Genomic DNA, 20,104 nt, shown 5'->3' on the forward strand with positions numbered 1-20,104 from the left:
TTCCATTTCGTTCCATCTAAATACGTATAAAAAGTGCACCTCGGCATCGACCGAGACGTGTGCAAGCGGATCACTGTTTTTGGGAAATCACGGGAAATCATGATGCAAACAAAATTGCGGGCCCTCTATCTGTCCATGGCCGCGGCCTCGCTGCTGACCGCGTGCGGCGGCGGCGGCAGCGACACCGCGCAATCGTCCGGCAACGCGCCGGTCACGGTGGCACCGGCAGCCTCGATCTCCGGCGTTGCCGCCACCGGCGCACCCATTGCCAACGCCACCGTGGCACTGAAATGCGTGGCCGGCACGGCCTCCGTCACCACCTCGGCCACCGGCGCCTGGTCGGTCACCACCGCCGGCCTGGTGCTGCCGTGCGCGGCGCGCGTGACCGGCCCGAACGGCGTGCTGCACACGCTGATCCTCGGCCCCGGCGTGACCAACATCACGCCGATCACCGAGCTGGTGGTGGCCAGCGCCACCGAAAACCCCGACACCGAAGCCTTCTTCAACACGTTCTCCGCCACCTCGGCCGGCGCGGCAAGCAACCGCCTGCCCACTGCCCTGGCCTTGACCAAGCAGCGCCTGGCCAACCTGGGCGTAACGGTGGACACGCTGAACCTGCTCAACCAGGTGTTCCAGCCGCAAGCCGGCGACGCCTATGACGACAAGCTCGAAGCGCTGATCGTGCGCCTGAAGGCCAACAACGCCACGCTGGTCACGGTGGCACAGGAACTGGCCAGGGGCGATGTGGGCCCGGCAGGGGCAACGGGCGCGACGGGCGCAACCGGCGCCACCGGTGCCGCAGGTCCCACCGGGGCTACCGGCGCTACGGGGGCAGCCGGCGCACAGGGTCCGCAGGGTGCCGACGGGAGCAATGGCGCCACTGGCGCTACCGGAGCGACTGGCGCCACCGGTGCGCAGGGCGTGACGGGGCAGACGGGCGCGACTGGCGCGACCGGGGCCACTGGCGCCACCGGCATGCAAGGCCCGACGGGAGTCACCGGCGCCCAAGGCGCCACGGGTGTCACTGGCCCGACGGGCGCTACCGGCGCCACCGGTGCGCAAGGCGTAACGGGTTCCACGGGTTCCACGGGAGCGACAGGGGCCACGGGAGCAACGGGGGCAACGGGCGCTACCGGCGCCACAGGCCCCGCCAACCCGGATCTGGGACAAAACACCGGAAACGCGGCAGGCGGCGGCACCGGCGCCCAATGTACGATAGGCAGCGTGTGGCTAACCGCCACGACATTCGGGCAAGGCCTGCCGGCCGATGGCCGGCTGCTCCCCATCGCGCAAAACACGGCGCTGTTCTCGCTGCTGGGGACTAACTTCGGCGGCGACGGACGGACCACGTTCGCATTGCCAAATCTTGCGTCCGTCACGCCCAACGGCCTGACGTACATGATCTGCACTGACGGCATCTTCCCCGGCCGGAGCTAAGCAGCCGGAGGCCGGGGACACAAAAAGCCGGCCTCCTTGCCGCTCAAGCCTCGGACGCGTTCATTGCCCGGGCGGCGCCGAGCGCGGCTGCGCGGGCACCGGCGCAAGGCTGCGCGCGATCACCAGTTGCTGGCTATCCCCGCTCGCCAGTGCCAGGTCCCGCAGCTTTCTCCGGATACGAGCCTGGAAATCCGGATCGAGCCCCGCCTTGCCGGCTTCATAAAGGCCGAGCATCTGCCGGAACACCAGCGCCGGCGCAACGTCGGCCGGCAGCGCGGCGATCGCCTCCGCCTCCCGCTTGCACCAGGCAAAATCCGCTGCGCCCAGGTCCGTACCGCCCACCGTCAGACTTAGCGTGCGCACCTGGCGGCTCTGCGCAAAGTGCGTGCCACCGCGGCTATTCGTCATGCCGCAGAACAGATAGCTGCCCTCAACGTCCAGCACATACGTCATCTTCGGCACCGGCGCGCCATCGGCGCCACCCGTTGTGGCGAACGCCCGGCCAAAATCGCCCTCCCCCACGATGGCGTCGAGAACCCATTGCGACTGCGCATGGCGCCCGGGCAGGCGCACCGACACGGTACGGCCTTGCCGGTCGGTCATGCCGAAGACCACGCTGGCCGTGTCCCCCGGGCCAACCGGTATGCCGGCGATCTGGTGCTCAGGCAGGGCCAGCCGATAGCGCGCTTGCGGCATCGGTGCTCCGGTCACTGCATCGCGCAGCACGAACTGATGCCGGTATGGGCCTTCACCGACCGTTCCGGGGCCGCGGTAATCGCGGGCCTGGGAGATGCCGGGCAGCGCCAATGCCGCCAGCAGGATGACGCTGCTCAGGAAAGGGGAGGTTCTGGCCATTGCCACCATTGCTACGATTGCCACTCATGTCGGATTGAATTCGCCCACACTCAGCGATTTTGCTGTTTATGGCGATTTTCAAGCGACGGATTCTACGTCAGCCAGGCCGCTGGCGTGGCTGCCTAGCGCCAGCCGATCACCGACTCGGTGCCGTGGCAGCTAGCGTAGTTGTCGCAACCGGCGCAGGCCGGTTCGGGACACGGGTGCAGGTCCAGCCGCCGGCATAGCGCGTGGTAGAAGAACTTCTTCCACTTCATGTCCGTGGTGTTGGCCGCGTAGAGCGAGGGGAAATACGCCTGCAGCAAGCGCGAAACGTCATGCCGGCCCGACAGGCCCATGTCGTGCCAGAGATGGGAGCCACCAAAGCAGCCGCTGGCCAGCGCGTGGGCGGCCCAGCGCGTTTCGGGGCGAGCGGGGCGAGCGGGATCGCCCGATGCGATCAGCATCTGCACCAAGTCAGCAAACTCGCAGGGCAACGCGGCGGCATCAACCGGCGCCGACTCCGGCGCCCACCCCGCTGCCCTGGCACCCGGAAAACAGTGATCCAGCATCTGCCAGAACTCGGGCTCCGCAAGCCCGAGCCACTGCGCGAACCTGGGCAGCCTGGCAGCGTTGGCGCTTTCCAGCACACCCGCCAGGGCGCGGCAGGCCGGCTCGCCGGGAGAGAGCGAAAACGCGTCTAGGATCAGCAACGACTGGTTCACTGGCAATGCCTTGTGGAGCTGGGCCGGCAACAAGGAGGGGAGAATGCCCTACGACCGCAATATAGCGATGTATATAACGACAGTCAAACGCAGGCCAGAGCAGGCCGGGGCAGGCATCGCCTAAAGCTGGAGCCGCTCGAAGGGCATCGGGGGTGAAATGGCATACCCCTGCAGCAGATCCGCGCCGAGCGACCTTGCCAGCGTCACGTCGTCCGGGCTCTCCACGCCTTCGGCCACCGTCTGCAACTCCAGCGAGCGCGCCAGCGCCATCGAGGAAAAGAACAGCCGCCGGGCGCGCTCGGCGTGGCGTGCGCGGTGCAGCAGGATCTTGTCCACCTTGACCTGCTTGAACGGCAGCAGCCCAAGGGCTTGCAGCGAGGCATAGCCCGAGCCGAAATCGTCCTGGGAGATCACCATGCCGCGGGCGGAAAGCGCGCTGAGGTTTTCCAGCAGGCGCGCCTCGCTGCCACGGGAAATGCGGGTCTGCTCGGTCAGCTCCAGCACGACGCGGGCGATATCCAGCCCATGGGACATGCTTGCGCGCACGAATCCCTGGACGAAGCCGGCCGCCGCCGCGGTCCTCGGGTTGACGTTCAGGGAGAACCGGCCCGTGTATTGCGGAAACCGCGTGCGCACCCGCCCGCATGCGCCAAGGAAATGATCCAGCAGCAGTGTCTCCACGCCATGGCCGGTGATGCTGCCGACAAACTTGTCCGGGGCATGGTGCCGCCCCTTGTCGGACCAGCGCGCCAGCACCTCCAGCCCGACGATGCCACCGTGCTGCGCGCTGATCTGCGGTTGGAACACCGGGTAGATATGCCCGAACTCGATCGCACCGATGAGGTCCCCCCGGGTGAGCGAGAGCAGCTCCTCGTGATCCAGGCCGCGTTCGGTGGCATCCACGTCCTCCGGCCCGCCCAAAGGCCACGCCATCCTCTGGCGCAGCCGCGCCAGGCGCGCGGCCGCCGGATCGGCGAAGCCACCGTCGGTGCCGGCGCTGGCCCCGTCCGGATGCGGGCCCCTTGTACCGGGCGACGCCGTGCCACTGAAAAACGGGTAATGCAATCTAAGCTCCTGGAAGGCATTTGGACGGCCGGGTGCGACATGCACACGCATCACATCAAGCTCGCGCGCGAGCACGCCATACCGCCATACCCGCTAAGGGCAAGCTCAAATGACAGCAAACCCAAAGGAGCACCCCACGCCAAGGCTGGCCCGCACATAAGCACAGACAAACATATGCAAGCGCAACCCTATTCTTTCGGTGCCCGCATGGCCACGCATCACGCAGGTTCCCCTCTGAAGGAGGACCACCTACCAAGGCAGGGTACTGACGTAATACAAGCCGTAAGACAATCCGTTCTAGCAAGACTGACCCCTTGCTGAACTGTTCAAGGGGTGTAGGAGCACCCTGCGCCTACACCTCCTTTTTTTTGCCCGGGTGTCCCGCACCTGGATCCAGGTGCAGCCTCCCGCCCAAGCCCGCATTGCCCCGATCCCTGTTTTGAAATTCCCGTTTTAAAATCCCCGTTTGAAAATCCCTGCTTTAAAACCCCGAAAAGCGAATACCGATCGAGCCATAGCCGTAGTAGCGATCGAGCTTGCCCGCGGTAGCCGCGTTATAGAGAAACGGGATCGTGCCAACGAAGTTGTACAGCGATGCCTGCCCACGCAGGAACACCTCGACATTTTTCACCACCGCGTACGACAGCTCCATCCCCAGCGTATGGTTTGACTTGATCGGCGAATAGCCGTACGCACTGGTACGGCTATCGACGTTGCTGCGCAACAGGTACTGGAACTGGTAGCCCAGCCGCGCGCTGAAGTTCTCGTACTTCCAGCGCCAGGAGCCACCTAGGTTCAGGAAGCCGGCCGTGTAATTGAAATCATCGTTGATGTTCAGGCCGTACTGGCTGGCATCCGTTGAAAACGACGCCGACTGCAAGTTGGTGTTGCCCACGCGGCAAGGCGCGGCCAGGTTGCCGTTGGCAACATTGTCCGAGCCGATGCTCACATTGAAATTGCACCCGCCCTGCTGCAGCCGCGTATTGATGCTGCCGATTGTCACGCGGCTGACGCCAAGGCCAATAAACCCGGTGAGCTTGTTGCGCTCGGTAAGGTCGCCAGAAAAAATCACATCGGCCTGGCCCTGGATATCGTTGGCGTTGTTGACCGTGACGCTGTTGAACGTGGCGTTCCTGACCTTGAGCGCGGACGAGCGCGTCAGGCTGCCGGCGCGGTCGCCCCAGAGGGAGAAGCGCAGCATGATGCGGTCCCGCGCGCCAGGCTCGGCCAGCGGGTCATAGTGCAAGGCCAGCATCCAGCTATCGATCTGGTTGTTGTCCTGCCCGTAGTCGATGCCACGGCGCCAGTACGTGGCCGATCCCGACCACTTCGGCGAGAACTTGTAGCCCAGCATCAGCTTGCCGCCACGATAGTCGCCGGCATTGTCCGGCACGGCACCCTGGCCCTCTCGCAGGTTAAAGACGTCCACGGTCTTGTTGACCATGTCATAGCTGGCCTCCACGCGAAATGACGTGAACTCGCCCGTAGCGGGCTCGGCCTGCAAAAACACATCGTCGGGGGCCGCATGGGCAACGCCGACGCACGACAAACCCAGCATCAAGGCACCGGCATGGCGGAGCCGGCGCGTGCGATACAACAGCATAGGGAGACTCCGAGGCCGGGGCGGACCTCATCCATGGCGTCAGCCAGTTCTTGGTCCGGCCGACTGCACACAAAAAGAAGCCGGTCACCCGTCACAAGCACCAGATGGCGCACATGACGGATGACCGGGCAGGCCCTCCCCTGACCACGGGAAGGGCTTCACTGCGCACCGATCAGGGGTTCAGCGTGACCGAGGTCGTGATGCCATTGCCGCTAACCGTGGACGATTTGGTCTGCACCGTCCGCGCCAGCGTCTTCTGCGGGCTGCCGCTGACCAGCGTAGCGACGTTCACCGCCTTGCCGGCCAGGCCAGACACCGCGAACGTCACGGGGAAGGTGCTGGGCGACTTGGGCGTAATGGCATCGAGCTGCGTCGCGTTCAGCGTGCTTGCGCTCTTCAGCTTGGCCAGGAAGACCGAGAAAGGCAGGCTCAGTGCACCGCTGCCGGCGTACAGATTGTCCGCGACCGCGTTGGTCAGGGTCGTCTCGGCGGAAATGTTCGCGCCCGTGGCGCGGAACGAGTATGTGGTGTTGGCAGGCACCTGCGCGGCCGTCAGCACACCGCTGCTAAACGTGAGCGCAACCTTTTCGATGATGACATCGACCTGGTTGCCGTTATACGTATAGCTCAAACCCGCACGGACTTCAGCTGCGCCATCGCCAAACGGCTTGCCGACTTGCGAGGTTGCGACTGTGATGCTGCTCAGGGCACCGCCGCCCGTGACGGTCACGGCATCAAAGTTCGTGAACAGCTGGCCGTTGATGGTCATGCTGGCCAACTGGATGAAGTCGGTCGGCTTGACGGCGTTGACCACGTCGGTGATGGCGCCGCTGTTGACGTTGCCGCCTAGGCTGCTTGCCGCGTTCTGGATTGCCGTGGCGTTGCCGGTAGACACGGCAGCGCCGAGCGCAGCCAGGCTGGTCGTCAGCGTCGGGTCAGCCAGCGCGGCCGGCGTTACCGCCGCCACCAGCGCATTGCTCGTCGTGGACTTGGCGCTGTCGGTCACCGCATTGACCGAGCCGCTTTGCTGCAAGGCAGCCAGCGTGGCAGCGGGGTCGGTGCCCAGCACGATCGTACCCAGCGCGGTGTTCACGTTCGACACCTGGGTAGCCACAACCGGGCCGGCCAGCGCGGCGACGTTGGCCGCCACCGCGGTAATGTTGGCCTGGACGCTGGCCGGGAAACCTGCCTTGGCGTTCTGCACGGCCGAGTTGATCACCGACGTGACCAGCGTGCCGCTGGTCAGGTTAGCGGTACCGGAGGCGTTGTTCACCGCGCTAGCCACGGCACTGGCCGCCGCCGCCGCGGCAGCTTCCGCCGTCAACGTGCCGCCGGTCGCCTTCGACAAGCCTGCCAGCGTCTTGGCGACCTGGTCCACCAGTTGCTGCACCAGCACGGCTGCCTTGAGCACCGCAGCGTCCTGCATCGGGTCCAGCGTGGTGAGGTCCTTGCCTTGCAGGCCCAGCTTGGCCGCCAGCGCCGCAGCCTGGGTTGCGCCCAACTGCGCAACCAGCGTCGTCAGCGGCGTGATCACCGGGGTCTGGCCGGCCTTGTAGGCCACTGCCGGTGCCTGCAGCACGCCGGTGAACGGCTGGTTGGTACCAATGTCGGTACCGCCGGTCACCTTGAGTGCGCTGGTGGAGCAGCCGTCCGGGAACGTGAAGTCCCCGTTCGCCTTGGTCGTGGTGGTCTTGTTGCTGCAATCGAGGAACGTCACCGTAGCCTGTGACAGGTAGAAGTCGACGGCCTTGCCTTGCACGGTAACCGATGGCGTCGTCGGGGTCGGCGTCGAGTCCGAGCCGCCCCCGCAAGCCACAAGTGCCGCTGCCGCGGAAGCCATGATGCCGAGGGTAAAGATATTTCTGATATTGGTTTGCACTCTTCTCACTCCTGAATCGATACGTCGATTTGTCAATGCGTCAATGCTTTAATGCGTCGATACGTCGATAGGTCAATGGGTCACTAGGTTGTCTATGGATCCTGACCACGCCTTGGCTGCGCACCGCATGCGGTGCCCTACGCTGCCCTGGCTCGTCGCATCTCATGGATACCCTGGCTGGCTCTTGCGATCGGAATCGGCAGCACTACAACAAAACTGCCTTTGCCAGCTTCACTAGATAAACAATCTCCACAACCGTGTCACCCCTACTAGGCGGGGGAAAGCGCAGGCTTGCATGTCAGCCCGTAACACCCACCCCCGCGAGAGTCGCAACGGCATCGCTGCCGCGTGCCGTTCCTACGGTTATCAGGACGCGTAAAACGATGCCCGCCAACGCCTCGCATCGCCTCGCATGCGCATTACCTCGCGCCTAGTGCAGAATCGGAAAATCCGCCGGCACCAGCCAGCGCGCCACATATCGGCCCATGGCTTCGAGCAACACATCGGACGTCAGCCCCGAAGCGCCCGCCAGCGCGGGGCACATGATCCAGGTCGTGCCATCGTGCTCCAGCACGCGCAGCGTCTTGGCCAGATCGGCCGGCTGCAAAATGAAATCCCCCATCCGGGCTTGCTCAAGCCCGAACGCCAATACGAAATCCGAGAAATGCCGCTCGCCCAGGCACACCACCACCTTGGGCTTCCACTCCCTGCGAATGCCCTCGATAAAGCGGAAGCGGTTGCCAGCGCGGCACAGATCCAGGTAGCGCTGCTTGGGCACCAGCGCCGGCTGCCCGCGAAATGCCTTGGACCAGGGCGTCTGGCCAATCAGGTGCGCCGGCAACGGAAACAGGCTGAGCTTGAACTCCGCCCCCCCCGGCGCATAGAGATGCTGATCGAAGTAATGCTTCCAGTCGCACTCGCTCTGCGGGGACGCAAACGTCTGCGCACGCGCCGCCGCCATGATCCTTGCGATCTTCTGATGCGACTGCCAGCGCTCCATGCTCTCCCGATGGCGCTCGCGGTACGCGCGGTCCCAGGCGCCTGGTTGCATGCGCGGCTCCAGCGGCGCTACCAGCGACTCGACCCATGGATGCGGTGTGCTGTCGCAAAACCAGACAGCCGCCGCCGGATTTCCCCCTTCCATACCAACGTAAGACGCGAAGTACGCGTCCAGCTGCTCACGTGAGAATACTGTCTTCTGTTCTATTTCCATGCCCCTACCGCTTGGTGGAATTAAAGATGCCCACGCGCTGAGGCAGTACTTACCTATACGACGTGACGGGCCGTGAGACGCCTCGAATGCAACGGCAAATCTCTAATAGAACGATGGAGACAACCCGCTGACGGGGAATGCAGAGCTTCCCGCGCTTCCCGCGCTTTTCGCGCCTCCCACCTGCTTCGTCTCGGATGCCGGCCGGCATAAAACCAATGCCTGGCTCCAACGGATTTGACCTGCCTACAACCAATCTGGATCAGTGCTTTTCCCTTTGGGAAAGCGATTGCCGGAACGTATATCGTCAATCCCGCGACGCTCCGGCTACCGCCCCAAAAAAGCCCGATCTCGTTTGCGCGAAACAATCACTTGGCGGTGCAAGATTCTGCGTGAGATTTGATCATGACGCGCCCCCCTTTGGAGGGATTCGCGGCAGTCTTCTTTCCCTTCTTACGCGGGGTAACGACACTTTGCGCGGCATCGCACAATCGGGCGGCGGTAAATGGCGAATGCACGGCATATGCACCGCATATGCACGACATGTGTACAGCCTGTGCGTGGCAAGCACAGGCTTGGAAGTGGGACAGCCACAACGCGTTGCCTGCAAGAACCTCGGTTTTTCGATAGAGTGGTGCCGATGCGCCGGCGTTTTGCCGGTCCTATGCAGCACCGGGTGCGCCCAACGCCCATGACCGAGCCTCCCATCGCACTTGCACCGACCCAATCGGAACCGCAGCCCGCGCCCCCGGACGCGCGCCTGCCGCATACCCATTTCCAGGTAGGCGGCGACGGGCCCCGTGACGTAAGCGTGGGACAAATCCTCGCCTGGCGCCAGCGCGTCGGGCATGTGATGGACGTCAATCTCACCCGGGACGCCCTGGCAGCCCCGTTCCAGGCCTCCATCGACCGCTACCTGGTCGAGGACATGCTCTTCACCGACTGCCGCTGCGATGGGCTCACCCTGGAGCGCAACGTCGCGCGCATCTCCACGGACACCATGCGGCACTATGCGCTCCAGGTGTTCGTCGAAGGCAGCGCCGGCGTGGTCGAAGGCATGCGGCGCAACCCGATGCCGCAACAGGGCGGCATCCTGCTCACGGACCATGGGCAGCCCATCCACATGCACCGGGGTGCCGTGCGCGCGCTCTCGGTCTTCGTGCCACGCACGATGATGGATTCCGTCTTTCTCGGCGCCGAGGCCGCGCATGGGCGTATCGTGCAAACCAACACCCCGCTGACCCGGCTGGCCGTGGAGCACCTGACGGCGCTGAGCCGCGAGATCCCCGGCATGGCGCCGCAAGCAGCTGCCCGGGCCATGCACGCCAGCGTGCAACTGCTCACCGCCGCCTTTCGCAAGGGCGCGCGCCTTGAGGAAGGCGCCCGCGCCGCCGCGCGCAGCGCCATGCTGGCCCGGGCACGCCGGCTGATCGACGCCGACCCCGGCGCGGCGGAGCTGTCCCCCGACAAGCTGCTCGCCAGGATGGAAATCTCCCGCCCGACCTTATATCGATTGTTCGAGCAAGAAGGCGGCGTGCAAGCCTATATCCGCAAGAGCCGCCTGCGCGCCGCCGCCGCCGACCTCGTGAAGTTCCCCAGCTTGCCGGTTAGCAACATCGCCTACGGACTGGGCTTCAACAGTGCATCGGACTTTACCCGGGCGTTCCGCCGATCCCTGGGCATGTCGCCCAGCGACCTGCGCGCCTATGCCACCAGCCCCGAGAACACCGAATTCAAGCAAGCCGCGTTCGCAGTGCAAGGCGATGACTTCCGGCAGTGGCTGCATCGGCAACAGCGTTGAGCTGCGCGCCCGCGGCCACTGCATCGCCATCTCAGGCCGGGTAGTACTCCGCCTCGCAAAGCTCCGCCTCGTGCGGCCTTACCTGAAAATCGGCCATGGTCAGCCATTGGCTGATAAAACGCCCCATGGCGTTCAGCAGCACATCGGAGGCTAATCCGGCAGCCCCGGCCACCGCGGGACAAATAATCAGGTTTGTCCCCTCGCTGACATAAACGCGCAACTCCCTCGCCTGATCGGCAGGCTGCAATGTGTGTGTGGTATATGGCACGCCCCGCATGCCAAAGGCCTGCAGGTAATCCGCCTCGAAGCGCTCGCCAAGGCAAACCACCACCTTGGGCCGCTCGCGCCGGCGCAATTGGGCGATAAAGCGGAACCGGGCGCCACTACGGCACAGCGCAAGGTATTTGGATTTGGGGTTCAGCTCAGGCTGATTGCCGTGCAGTTGCGTCCACGGCAACCCGTTTTCAGAACGGATGGCCAAGGGGAACAAGCTCAGCTTGAAATCCCATCCGCGCGGCCGGTAAAGATATTGCGCCAGGTAGCGCTGCCAATCGCCGCTATCGTCCCGGCCGAACAGCACCATCTCCCGGGCCGCCGCCATGATCCGCGCAATGCGCTGGTGCGTTTGCCATTTGGCCATCTCGCGCAGATGGCGCAGCCTGAATTGCGCATCCCACGCCGGCACCTCAAGCACCGGGACAAGCTGCGCGGGCAGCCGCGTGCTATCCGAAGTTGGCATGGCGTCGCAGAACCAAACCGCGCTGGCCGGACTCCCCCCCTCCATGCCCACGTAGGAAGCAAAGTAAGCATCGAGCTGCTCACGGCTCAGGGCGCCCCCACCCTGCTCCGTCATTCCAGACATATCAGACAAACCAGACAAGCCAGTCAAACCAGATAAATCAGCCATCGCCAACACCCCCATCATTCCCGTCGTACGCCTATTGACCCGCAAAGACACCGGATCGCTGCCGGCATTGCCCCGGTTGCATCGGTTCCCCCCTCTCTTCGAGTTCCGGGGCAGGGGTCGCCAAGCATCCCCCCTTTTGCGCACGCCTTATAGACAATGGTCTCTAGCGTCCAAGATTAAAGCCACTCCCGCGCGCCTCTTGACCGTGCGTCTCACTTTTTGGCAATTGGTGCGGTGATTGGCCCGGTGACTAGCTCCAATTGGCGGCTAAGCCACGCCGGCAGCCCGGCATGCCAGCGCGTGAGCCAGGTCAGTCAGCCACCCGGCCAGCCCCTCCGACACAAAATGCGCCGAAAAAAACACTTGCCGCCTTCGCCCGCAAGCCTTACGCCGCCGGGCTTTCGCGATGAGGCGCGGAGCGAGAAAGCGCTGCCGCTGGACAGCGGCTATAAGAGCCGGCTCCACCGGCAAATAGCAAATAGCAAATGGGGGAGCAAGCCGCAAGACACAGCGAGAGAGATCGCAGCCATTTCCCTTTCTTAATATCCGCATTCATTCGCCCCCCCCCTCGGAAGCGGGGATAGAAAATCCAAAGAGAAAAATCACCCGTCTTTATAAAAATCAAATCTCGACCCTGATACAAACTCGATACATCATTGAACAATCCACGCACCAACATCACCCATCAGCCCCAAGACCGCGCTCCCCATGCACAAGTCCCGGGCGCAATGCGCGGCCTCGCCGGCAACCCCGCGCCATGACGCCAACAATCCCCTCGCGTTCCCTTCTCTCGCAGGGTACCGGTAGACGTCGCTGCGCCGCACTATCTGCCCCATCGATAAGACGAGCAAACCGGCGCCCATAGCGCCTGTTTAAAACGAAGCGACGAGTTTCCAGCGAAGCGTCCCTGCATGGACGACGCACGGGCGCAAGGGTCAGCCGCCCCCAAGCGCTACGGAATCGGCTGCACACGCTGCAGCCAACTGCCGACTTCCTTCGTCCGATCAGAAATGCCATGCCATTTGAGACAGCGCGCATGGCCGGGCCGACGTAGTCAATGGCACGTCGCCTTTACCAATTGGGGATAAATGGTTCGGCCGCACCAGCGTGCGGCGGGATTGCGAACGCTTTCGGGGAAGATCATGGGAGTTTATCGCGACATGTTTGCCAGGCATCACGACCAGCTAACGCTGGCCGCACGCCTGCTGGACGTAGCAGTCATCTGGATTGCCGGCTATCTGGCAACCGAACTACGCTTCGCAACGGACGCCACGCCCACCGCGCCCATCCACCAGTTCATCCAGTATTTCGGCTGCACCGTCGCGTTTATCGTACTGCCCGCGTTCGACCTGTATGCCTCCTGGCGCGGCCGCAGCACCTTCTCGCTCTTCACGCGCATGCTGGCCGGCTGGACCCTGGTCTGGCTGATCAGCATCCTGGTCTGCTTCCTCCTCCATCAAACCGACGCTCTCTCCCGCCTTTGGGCCACCTACTGGTATATCGGGTCCATCATCGGCTTGCTGGCGCTGCACATCGCCAGCCGCGCTTTCCTGAGCCTGGTCCGCGGCACCGGTGTGAACACCAAGCACGTACTGATCGTTGGCTATGGCCGCACCGGCCAGGAAATGTACCACCGCGCCACCGCCAACCGCCGCACCGGCTACAGGGTGGGCGGCATCTACGCCTCGCCGGTTGAAGCCACGCCGGCCGGTGTGCTGCGTGTGGAAGACAGCGCCAAGATTGCGGACTTCGCGCGCCAGCACAAGATCGACGAAGTCTGGATTACGCTCCCCATGAGCGCCACCCGCCAGATGCAGAGCATTGCGTACTCGCTGCGCAACGACTTCATCGACATCAAATGGATGCCCAGCCTGCTGGATTTCGACCTGCTCAACCACAAGGTAGGCGATTTTCTGGGCATGCCCGCGGTAGAACTCAACCGCCCGCCATCGCTCGGCGTGCGTGGCGCGGTGAAGTCAGCATTCGACCGCAGCTTTGCCGCCCTGGTACTCGCCGCCCTCTCCCCGCTGTTCCTGGTCATTGCCGTGCTGATCAAGCGCAGTTCCCCTGGCCCCGTGTTCTTCAAGCAAGAGCGCCTGGGCCTGGACGGCCGCGTGATCCACGTCTACAAATTCCGCAGCATGAAGCCCCACGACGAGCACGGCGTGGTCACGCAGGCCACCAAAGGCGACAACCGCATCACCCCGATCGGCGCCCTCCTGCGCCGCACCAGCCTGGACGAGCTGCCCCAGTTCATCAACGTGCTCAGAGGCGAGATGAGCGTGGTAGGCCCCCGCCCGCACGCCATGGCCCACAACAATATCTATAAAGAACAGCTGGACCTGTACATGCTCCGCCACCGCGTCAAGCCCGGCATTACCGGCTGGGCGCAGATCAACGGCTACCGGGGCGAGACCGACACGCTGGACAAGATGGCCAAGCGCGTTGAGCACGATATCTTCTATATCCGCAACTGGTCGTTCTGGATGGATTTGCGCATTATCTTCTGGACCGCGTTCAAGGGCTGGACTGGACAGAATGCCTATTGAATCGCAGCCATCTGCGCGGTCTGCCGCGTCGATGCTTACCACCCAGGCAAGGCTATGGCTGCCGGCAGCAGCGGTGTTCTACGCCGTCATGCTGCTGGTCGGCAACCTCCCCGGCAATGCGCAAGCCATGTCCCGGGAATTTGGCGACAAACTCCTCCACTTTGCTGCCTACGGCTGCCTGGCCGGCGCGATCTATCTCTCATTCAAGCGGTACCGCGCTGTGATCGCGCTAGCCGGCATCGCCCTGCTTGGCGGCCTGGACGAATTCATCCAATCGTTCTTTCCCTACCGCTCCGCGGACCTGACGGATTTGCTGACCGATCTGCTGGCAGCCGTCGTTGCGATCGCGCTGCTATCCCTGGCCGCACGGCTCGGGCTAGCAAGCGCCATCCCAAGCAAACACTAAATTCTCAATATCTCAAACCGCAGTCATGAAAATCACAATCATCGGTAGCGGCTATGTGGGCCTGGTCACCGGGACCTGCCTGGCCGAACTCGGTAACGACGTACTCTGCCTGGACCTGGACGTTGCAAAGATCAGCATGCTCAACGCCGGCGAAGTGCCCATCTATGAGCCCGGGCTGAAAGAACTGATCCAGCGCAACCACGCCGCCGGCCGCCTCCAGTTCACCAGCGACATTGAAGCCAGCGTTCAGTTTGGCGATGTCCAGTTCATCGCCGTTGGCACCCCGCCCGACGAAGACGGCTCCGCTGACCTGCGCTACGTGGTAGCCGCCGCCCGCAATATCGGCCGCTACATGACTACACCAAAGATTGTGGTGGACAAGTCCACCGTGCCAGTTGGCACCGGCGCAAAGGTCCGGCACGCCATCGAGGCACAGCTGGCGGAACGCAGCCTGCCCGAACTCGAATTCGCCGTGGTGTCCAACCCCGAGTTCCTCAAGGAAGGCGCGGCCATCGAAGACTTCATGCGGCCGGACCGTATTGTCATTGGCACCGAACCCGGCGCCGCCGGCGTGCGCGCACGCGAGGCAATGCGTACGCTGTACGCGCCTTTCACGCGCAACCACGACCGTATCCTCAACATGGATATCGCGTCGGCGGAGTTCACCAAGTACGCCGCAAACGCCATGCTGGCTACCCGGATCTCGTTCATGAACGAGCTGGCCAACCTGGCGGACGTGGTCGGGGCGGATATTGAATTGGTGCGCCAAGGTATTGGTTCCGACCCCCGCATTGGCTACAGCTTCCTGTATGCCGGTACGGGCTACGGTGGATCCTGCTTCCCCAAGGATGTACAGGCGCTGGAGCGGACAGCGGCGGAATATGGCCAGACGCCGCGCATCCTGGCTGCGGTGGAGGCGGTCAATCAGCAGCAGAAGCGCATCCTTGTCCAGAAGATCATTGGCCACTATGGGGACGATCTTTCTGGCCTGACATTCGCGCTCTGGGGCTTGGCATTCAAGCCCAATACCGACGATATGCGGGCGGCACCTAGCCGGGTGGTGATCAAAGAACTGCTGGCACGTGGGGCAAGCGTCAAGGCCTTTGATCCGGTAGCCATCGAGGAGGCAAAGAAGGCCATCCACGCAGACCTCGCAACGGATCCAGCAGCTGCGGCGCGAATCCACTTCGTAGACGATCAGGCAGCTGCTCTGGAGGGGGCAGATGCGCTGGTGGTGGTGACAGAATGGAAGTCCTTCCGCTCGCCGGACTTTGCGGCGATTGCCGCAGCACTGCGCGACCCGGTGATCTTCGACGGACGCAATCTATATGAGCCTGCCGAGCTAGCGCAGCATGGCTTTGCGTACTACGGCATCGGGCGCAAGGCCGCCAGCGGCGACCATATCGCCGTACGCACTGCGGATGCTGCGTCGGCTGGCTATGCACAAGCGCAGGCCACATGAAAATACTGATGTACTGCCTTAACTATGCGCCGGAGTTGACGGGCATCGGTAAATACACGTCGGAACAAGCCGATTGGCTGGTTGCGCAGGGGCATGAAGTACGAGTGATCACTGCGCCGCCGTACTATCCGGAATGGAAGGTGGCGCAAGGCTACAAGGCTTGGCGCTACAAGTGTGAGACGCGCAATGGGGTCACCGTATTCCGTGTCCCACTCTGGGTACCCGGTAGGCCGTCGGGACTAAAACGTCTGATTCACCTCGCGAGCTTTGCAGTCAGTAGTTTTCCCGTCCTGCTGGCACAAGCAAGATGGCGCCCGGACGTAGTGTTTGTGGTTGAGCCCCCCCTTTTCTGCTCCCCTGCCACCTTGCTTTTTGGCAAGCTTTTCGGCAGCAAGACCTGGCTCCACGTCCAGGACTTTGAGATCGATGCCGCGTTTGCGCTAGGAATGCTCAAAAGTCAGTTCCTTCGCGGCCTAGTCGAACGCGGCGAGCGCTGGCTATTGCGCAGCTTTGACCGCGTTTCCACCATTTCGCAAGCAATGTTGCGCCTGGCCGAAGCCAAAGGCGTAGAGAACACACGCCTGGTCCATTTCCCGAACTGGGTAGATCTCACTGAGATCAGCGCCGGGCAAGGAGATCAGGTCTACCGCAAGGAACTCAACATTCCGGAGACGGCCATAGTTGCACTCTATTCCGGCAATATGGGAAGAAAGCAAGGGCTGGAAGTATTGGCCGAGACTGCGCACCTTCTAAAGGATGCCCAGAACGTACACTTTCTTTTTTGCGGCGACGGCCCTGGCAAAGCCGAACTCCAAGCTGCCTGCTCGAATCTGGATCGTGTCCACTTTCTCGCCTTGCAGCCAAAGAAAAGGTTGCCAGCACTCCTATCATGTGCAGATATTCACCTGCTACCTCAACGGGCGGATGCAGCTGACCTGGTAATGCCATCAAAGCTCACCGGCATGCTCGCGAGTGGGCGACCCATCGTAGCCACCGCTTGTGAGAACACTGAGGTTGCAGCAGTTGTGGCAGGGCACGGCATGATTGTCGACCCAGGTGATGCACCAGCAATGGCGCACGCGGTCATGAAACTCGCCGGGAATGATACGCTTCGCGCCGATTTTGGAACTGCGGCAAGAGCCTATGCGGAATCGTTCCTTGCCCTGGACAACTTGCTGACACACTTCGTGTCCCAGGTAGGCGCAGCTCTACGAGACGACTCCTCCACCGGACGGACGATCGGCGCCTAGTCCATCGCGCAGACCCACTGCCTCCAACCCAACATGCACCCCCCTGTACCACGCCGGTTGAACAATGATCATCCAAGGTAACGATCCGACTGTCGCCCCCTCGTTCTCCCTACAGAACCGAGTCTCGCGCCAACTGTGGAACTGGGTCTGGCTATTCCTCTTTCGCCCGAGTCCAAGGCCTCTCCACGCGTGGCGCGCGAGTCTGCTCCGGATTTTCGGAGCGAAGATTGGCGAGCATGTGCACGTGTACCCCGCTGCCCGGGTCTGGGCACCGTGGAATCTCGAGATTGGAAACAACGTGGGGATCGCCGACGGCGTGACTCTTTACAACATGGCCCCAATCAAGATCGGGGACTACTCAGTGATATCGCAGGGAGCCCATCTTTGCGGCGGATCGCATGACTACAACTCGCATAATTTCCAACTGACGGCAGAGCCCATCACGCTGGGATCACACGTTTGGATATGCGCCGAAGCGTTCATCGGGCAAGGGGTGACACTCCCACAAGGCGTCGTGGTTGCTGCGCGCTCTGTCGTCACCCGAAACCTGGAAACATCCTGGACGGTCTATGCCGGTATGCCGGCAAAGCCAATTCGAAAGAGAATTCAGCATGACAAATAGCAAGCGTGGTGTATCTGTATTGATCCTTACCAAGAATGAGGAACAGGATCTCCCGGGTTGCCTCCAAAGCGTGGCGTGGTCAGATGACATCCACGTGTATGACTCTGTCAGCACGGACTCCACCGTGGAAATTGCGCAGTCATTTGGTGCAACCGTCACTCAGCGACCGTTTGACAATTGGGCAAGCCATCAGAACTGGGGCCTGAAAAATATCAAGTTCAAGCACCCGTGGGTATTTTATATAGATGCGGATGAACGGATGACGCCAGAGCTTGTCAAGAGTGTGCTAAGCGCCGTCCAGTCGACAACTGAGGAAGTCGCCTTCAGCGTCAGGCGTCGCGATTTCTTCATGGAAACGTGGCTCAAACATGTGCAGACCTCTCCCTATTACATGCGTCTCTTCCGCCCGGAACGGATGCGCTACGAGCGTCTCGTCAACCCCATTTCTATCCCCGATGGCCCAACTGCCAATATCCCTGGCTACTTGGATCATTTTCCGTTCAGCAAGGGCCTGGAACATTGGATAGCAAGGCACAACAGCTACAGCAACCTCGAAGCAAAGCAGATCATCGACAACCGGCGAGGCAAATCCCCCCTCAGCCTATGGAAGGCGATTTCATGCTCCGATTTTCATGAAAGAAGATTCCATCAGAAGGAGATCTTCTACCGGCTACCAATGCGACCGCTTGTGAAATTTCTTGCTCTTTATATTGGCAAACGAGGATTCCTGGATGGCCGCGCGGGATTCACGTACGCCGCGCTACAGTCTATTTATGAGTATCTAATTGTCCTAAAAACAAGACAGCTCGAGAAGCAAATCTCGATAAATCAAGAAAACAGACAGTCGACCACCAAAAAAGAAAGATCAACCGTTACAAACTAGATATTACACAAAACACTTGCCAACAATAGATCATATATTTTCAACCAATATAGATACTAACATTTGCAATAAATTATTTTAAATCAACATAGATGAAACTCTTACGTGTAATGCCAACGATCGACCCGAAGGGCGGTGGACCAATGGAGGGGGCGCGGAAGATTGACTCTGAGCTAATTCAACTTGGACATAGCACAGAGGTTGTCACACTCGACTCTCCAGACGAGGACTTCATTGATAGCTATCCTTCGGCTGTCCACGCCCTTGGTCCATCCAGGGGAGGCTATCGCTATAACTCCCGCTTAGTGCAATGGCTTAAGAGTAATGCCCACAATTACGATGCCGTAATTGTTAATGGAATTTGGCAGTATCATAGCTTTGCGGTTTGGCGCGCCCTCTCTGGAGTCGGCACACCATACTTCGTTTTTTCTCATGGAATGCTTGACCCATGGTTTAGAGTTAATTATCCGATAAAGCATTTAAAAAAATGGCTTTACTGGCCGTGGGCAGAATATCGCGTTTTGCGTGACGCGAAGGGCGCAATATTCACATGCGAGGAAGAGCGCTTACTAGCACGACGCTCATTCTGGCTTTATAAGGTGAAAGAGCTCGTCACGTCCTATGGGACATCTAACCCTCCCGCAGACGATGGCCAACTCAAGCTAGATTTCTTATCAAGTAACCCCGAATTGCAGGGGAAGAGGATCGTTCTATTTTTGAGTCGAATTCACGAAAAAAAAGGATGCGATCTTCTCTTGGAAGCCTTCGCGAATTTAGCGAAATCTGACCAGAAACTTCATCTGGTTATGGCCGGCCCCGATCAAACCGGCTGGTCCGATTCATTAAAGCTGCAGGCGGAGCGGCTTGGAGTTACTCAGCAGATATCGTGGCTAGGGATGCTCCAGGGCGATGCAAAATGGGGCGCCTTTCACGCAGCCGAAGTATTCTGCCTTCCTTCTCACCAAGAGAATTTCGGGATCGTGGTCGCCGAAGCGCTTGCATGTGGGAAGCCTGTGTTAATTAGCAACAAAGTAAATATCTGGCGTGAGATTGAGACTGACGGGGCCGGATTTGTAGATGACGCCACTGCAGCCGGCACGACACGTAACCTACAGCGTTGGTTATCACTGGAAGCTGACACATACCGAGAGATGAGCGATCGCGCCAGGCAATGCTTCTCTCAACGCTTTCATGTTCGACGAGCGGCCGAACGGTTAGTGGAGATCATTCGTGGCGAGGAGTAACGTAATCCAACGCACTGTACAGATTTGGTGTGGATGGAGGAGAACCATCGGACTAACATACTGCATGCATGTGGCTAGCCTCCCCCCTTCAGAAGCTACTCGGAGCAACATGAAGAGAGCACTCGTCTACTGATCTCTCTCGCTTAAGTTTTCAATAATAGTCATCAAGATGATCGCCGCTGTTCCACGGCACTGCTCGACGTTACACTGCTACAGCGGGAGCATCT

The 20,104-nt window shown here is 61.4% G+C and carries 16 protein-coding genes; 9 read left to right on the forward strand and 7 right to left on the reverse strand.

Annotated features, from left to right (window positions below; translation table 11 throughout):
- The first annotated feature begins 99 nt into the window (after positions 1-99).
- Positions 100-1,437 carry a phage tail protein gene (locus tag AC1DQR_RS30455; protein ID WP_477134335.1) on the forward strand — a complete coding sequence of 446 codons (1,338 nt, stop codon included), beginning with the start codon at positions 100-102 and terminating at the stop codon, positions 1,435-1,437.
- Between the two features lie 60 nt (positions 1,438-1,497).
- Here the strand turns inward: AC1DQR_RS30455 and AC1DQR_RS30460 are convergent, their stop codons facing one another.
- The 6 genes from AC1DQR_RS30460 to AC1DQR_RS30485 all read right to left on the reverse strand — a co-directional run bounded on the left by AC1DQR_RS30460 (position 1,498) and on the right by AC1DQR_RS30485 (position 8,750).
- Positions 1,498-2,292 (reverse strand): hypothetical protein, encoded by a 795-nt coding sequence (locus AC1DQR_RS30460; RefSeq protein ID WP_416050596.1) that lies wholly within the window; start codon positions 2,290-2,292, stop codon positions 1,498-1,500.
- Between the two features lie 122 nt (positions 2,293-2,414).
- Positions 2,415-2,996, reverse strand: coding sequence for a nitrogen fixation protein NifQ (locus tag AC1DQR_RS30465; protein WP_477134336.1), 582 nt, complete (start codon positions 2,994-2,996; stop codon positions 2,415-2,417).
- 120 nt (positions 2,997-3,116) lie between these two features.
- Positions 3,117-4,061 carry an EAL domain-containing protein gene (locus AC1DQR_RS30470; protein WP_477134337.1) on the reverse strand — a complete coding sequence of 315 codons (945 nt, stop codon included), beginning with the start codon at positions 4,059-4,061 and terminating at the stop codon, positions 3,117-3,119.
- A gap of 481 nt (positions 4,062-4,542) precedes the next feature.
- Complete coding sequence (locus AC1DQR_RS30475; RefSeq protein WP_477134338.1) at positions 4,543-5,664, reverse strand: hypothetical protein; 1,122 nt, start codon at positions 5,662-5,664, stop codon at positions 4,543-4,545.
- 172 nt (positions 5,665-5,836) lie between these two features.
- Positions 5,837-7,543, reverse strand: coding sequence for a hypothetical protein (locus AC1DQR_RS30480; protein ID WP_416050600.1), 1,707 nt, complete (start codon positions 7,541-7,543; stop codon positions 5,837-5,839).
- A 430-nt stretch (positions 7,544-7,973) separates the two neighbouring features.
- Positions 7,974-8,750, reverse strand: a complete 777-nt coding sequence (locus AC1DQR_RS30485; protein ID WP_416053294.1) for an XpsR family transcriptional regulator — start codon at positions 8,748-8,750, stop codon at positions 7,974-7,976.
- Positions 8,751-9,444: 694 nt separating this feature from the next.
- Between AC1DQR_RS30485 and AC1DQR_RS30490 the strand changes: the two genes are divergently transcribed.
- Entirely contained in the window at positions 9,445-10,554 is a 1,110-nt protein-coding gene (locus AC1DQR_RS30490; protein ID WP_477134339.1) for a helix-turn-helix domain-containing protein, read from the forward strand.
- Between the two features lie 31 nt (positions 10,555-10,585).
- Here the strand turns inward: AC1DQR_RS30490 and AC1DQR_RS30495 are convergent, their stop codons facing one another.
- Positions 10,586-11,407 carry a transcriptional regulator gene (locus tag AC1DQR_RS30495; protein WP_416053295.1) on the reverse strand — a complete coding sequence of 274 codons (822 nt, stop codon included), beginning with the start codon at positions 11,405-11,407 and terminating at the stop codon, positions 10,586-10,588.
- Positions 11,408-12,621: 1,214 nt separating this feature from the next.
- On the opposite strand from AC1DQR_RS30495, the gene AC1DQR_RS30500 reads away from it, so the two are divergent.
- The 7 genes from AC1DQR_RS30500 (at position 12,622) to AC1DQR_RS30530 (ending at position 19,877) form a co-directional block, all read left to right on the forward strand.
- Positions 12,622-14,010, forward strand: coding sequence for an undecaprenyl-phosphate glucose phosphotransferase (locus AC1DQR_RS30500; RefSeq protein WP_477134358.1), 1,389 nt, complete (start codon positions 12,622-12,624; stop codon positions 14,008-14,010).
- Positions 14,011-14,041: 31 nt separating this feature from the next.
- The gene (locus AC1DQR_RS30505; RefSeq protein ID WP_416050602.1) at positions 14,042-14,416 is read left to right on the forward strand and encodes a VanZ family protein; all 375 of its coding nucleotides are present in this window, start codon (positions 14,042-14,044) and stop codon (positions 14,414-14,416) included.
- Positions 14,417-14,441: 25 nt separating this feature from the next.
- Positions 14,442-15,878, forward strand: a complete 1,437-nt coding sequence (locus AC1DQR_RS30510; RefSeq protein ID WP_477134340.1) for a UDP-glucose dehydrogenase family protein — start codon at positions 14,442-14,444, stop codon at positions 15,876-15,878.
- Positions 15,875-17,128 (forward strand): WcaI family glycosyltransferase, encoded by a 1,254-nt coding sequence (locus AC1DQR_RS30515; protein WP_477134341.1) that lies wholly within the window; start codon positions 15,875-15,877, stop codon positions 17,126-17,128. Before AC1DQR_RS30510 ends, AC1DQR_RS30515 begins: the two co-directional genes overlap by 4 nt.
- 64 nt (positions 17,129-17,192) lie before the next feature.
- Positions 17,193-17,750, forward strand: a complete 558-nt coding sequence (locus AC1DQR_RS30520; protein ID WP_477134342.1) for an LbetaH domain-containing protein — start codon at positions 17,193-17,195, stop codon at positions 17,748-17,750.
- On the forward strand, positions 17,740-18,633 hold the full coding sequence (locus AC1DQR_RS30525) for a glycosyltransferase family 2 protein (RefSeq protein WP_477134343.1): 894 nt from the start codon (positions 17,740-17,742) through the stop codon (positions 18,631-18,633). Before AC1DQR_RS30520 ends, AC1DQR_RS30525 begins: the two co-directional genes overlap by 11 nt.
- A gap of 110 nt (positions 18,634-18,743) precedes the next feature.
- On the forward strand, positions 18,744-19,877 hold the full coding sequence (locus AC1DQR_RS30530) for a glycosyltransferase (protein ID WP_477134344.1): 1,134 nt from the start codon (positions 18,744-18,746) through the stop codon (positions 19,875-19,877).
- Positions 19,878-20,104: the final 227 nt, after the last annotated feature.

This window comes from Cupriavidus sp. 05L411 (assembly GCF_056398045.1).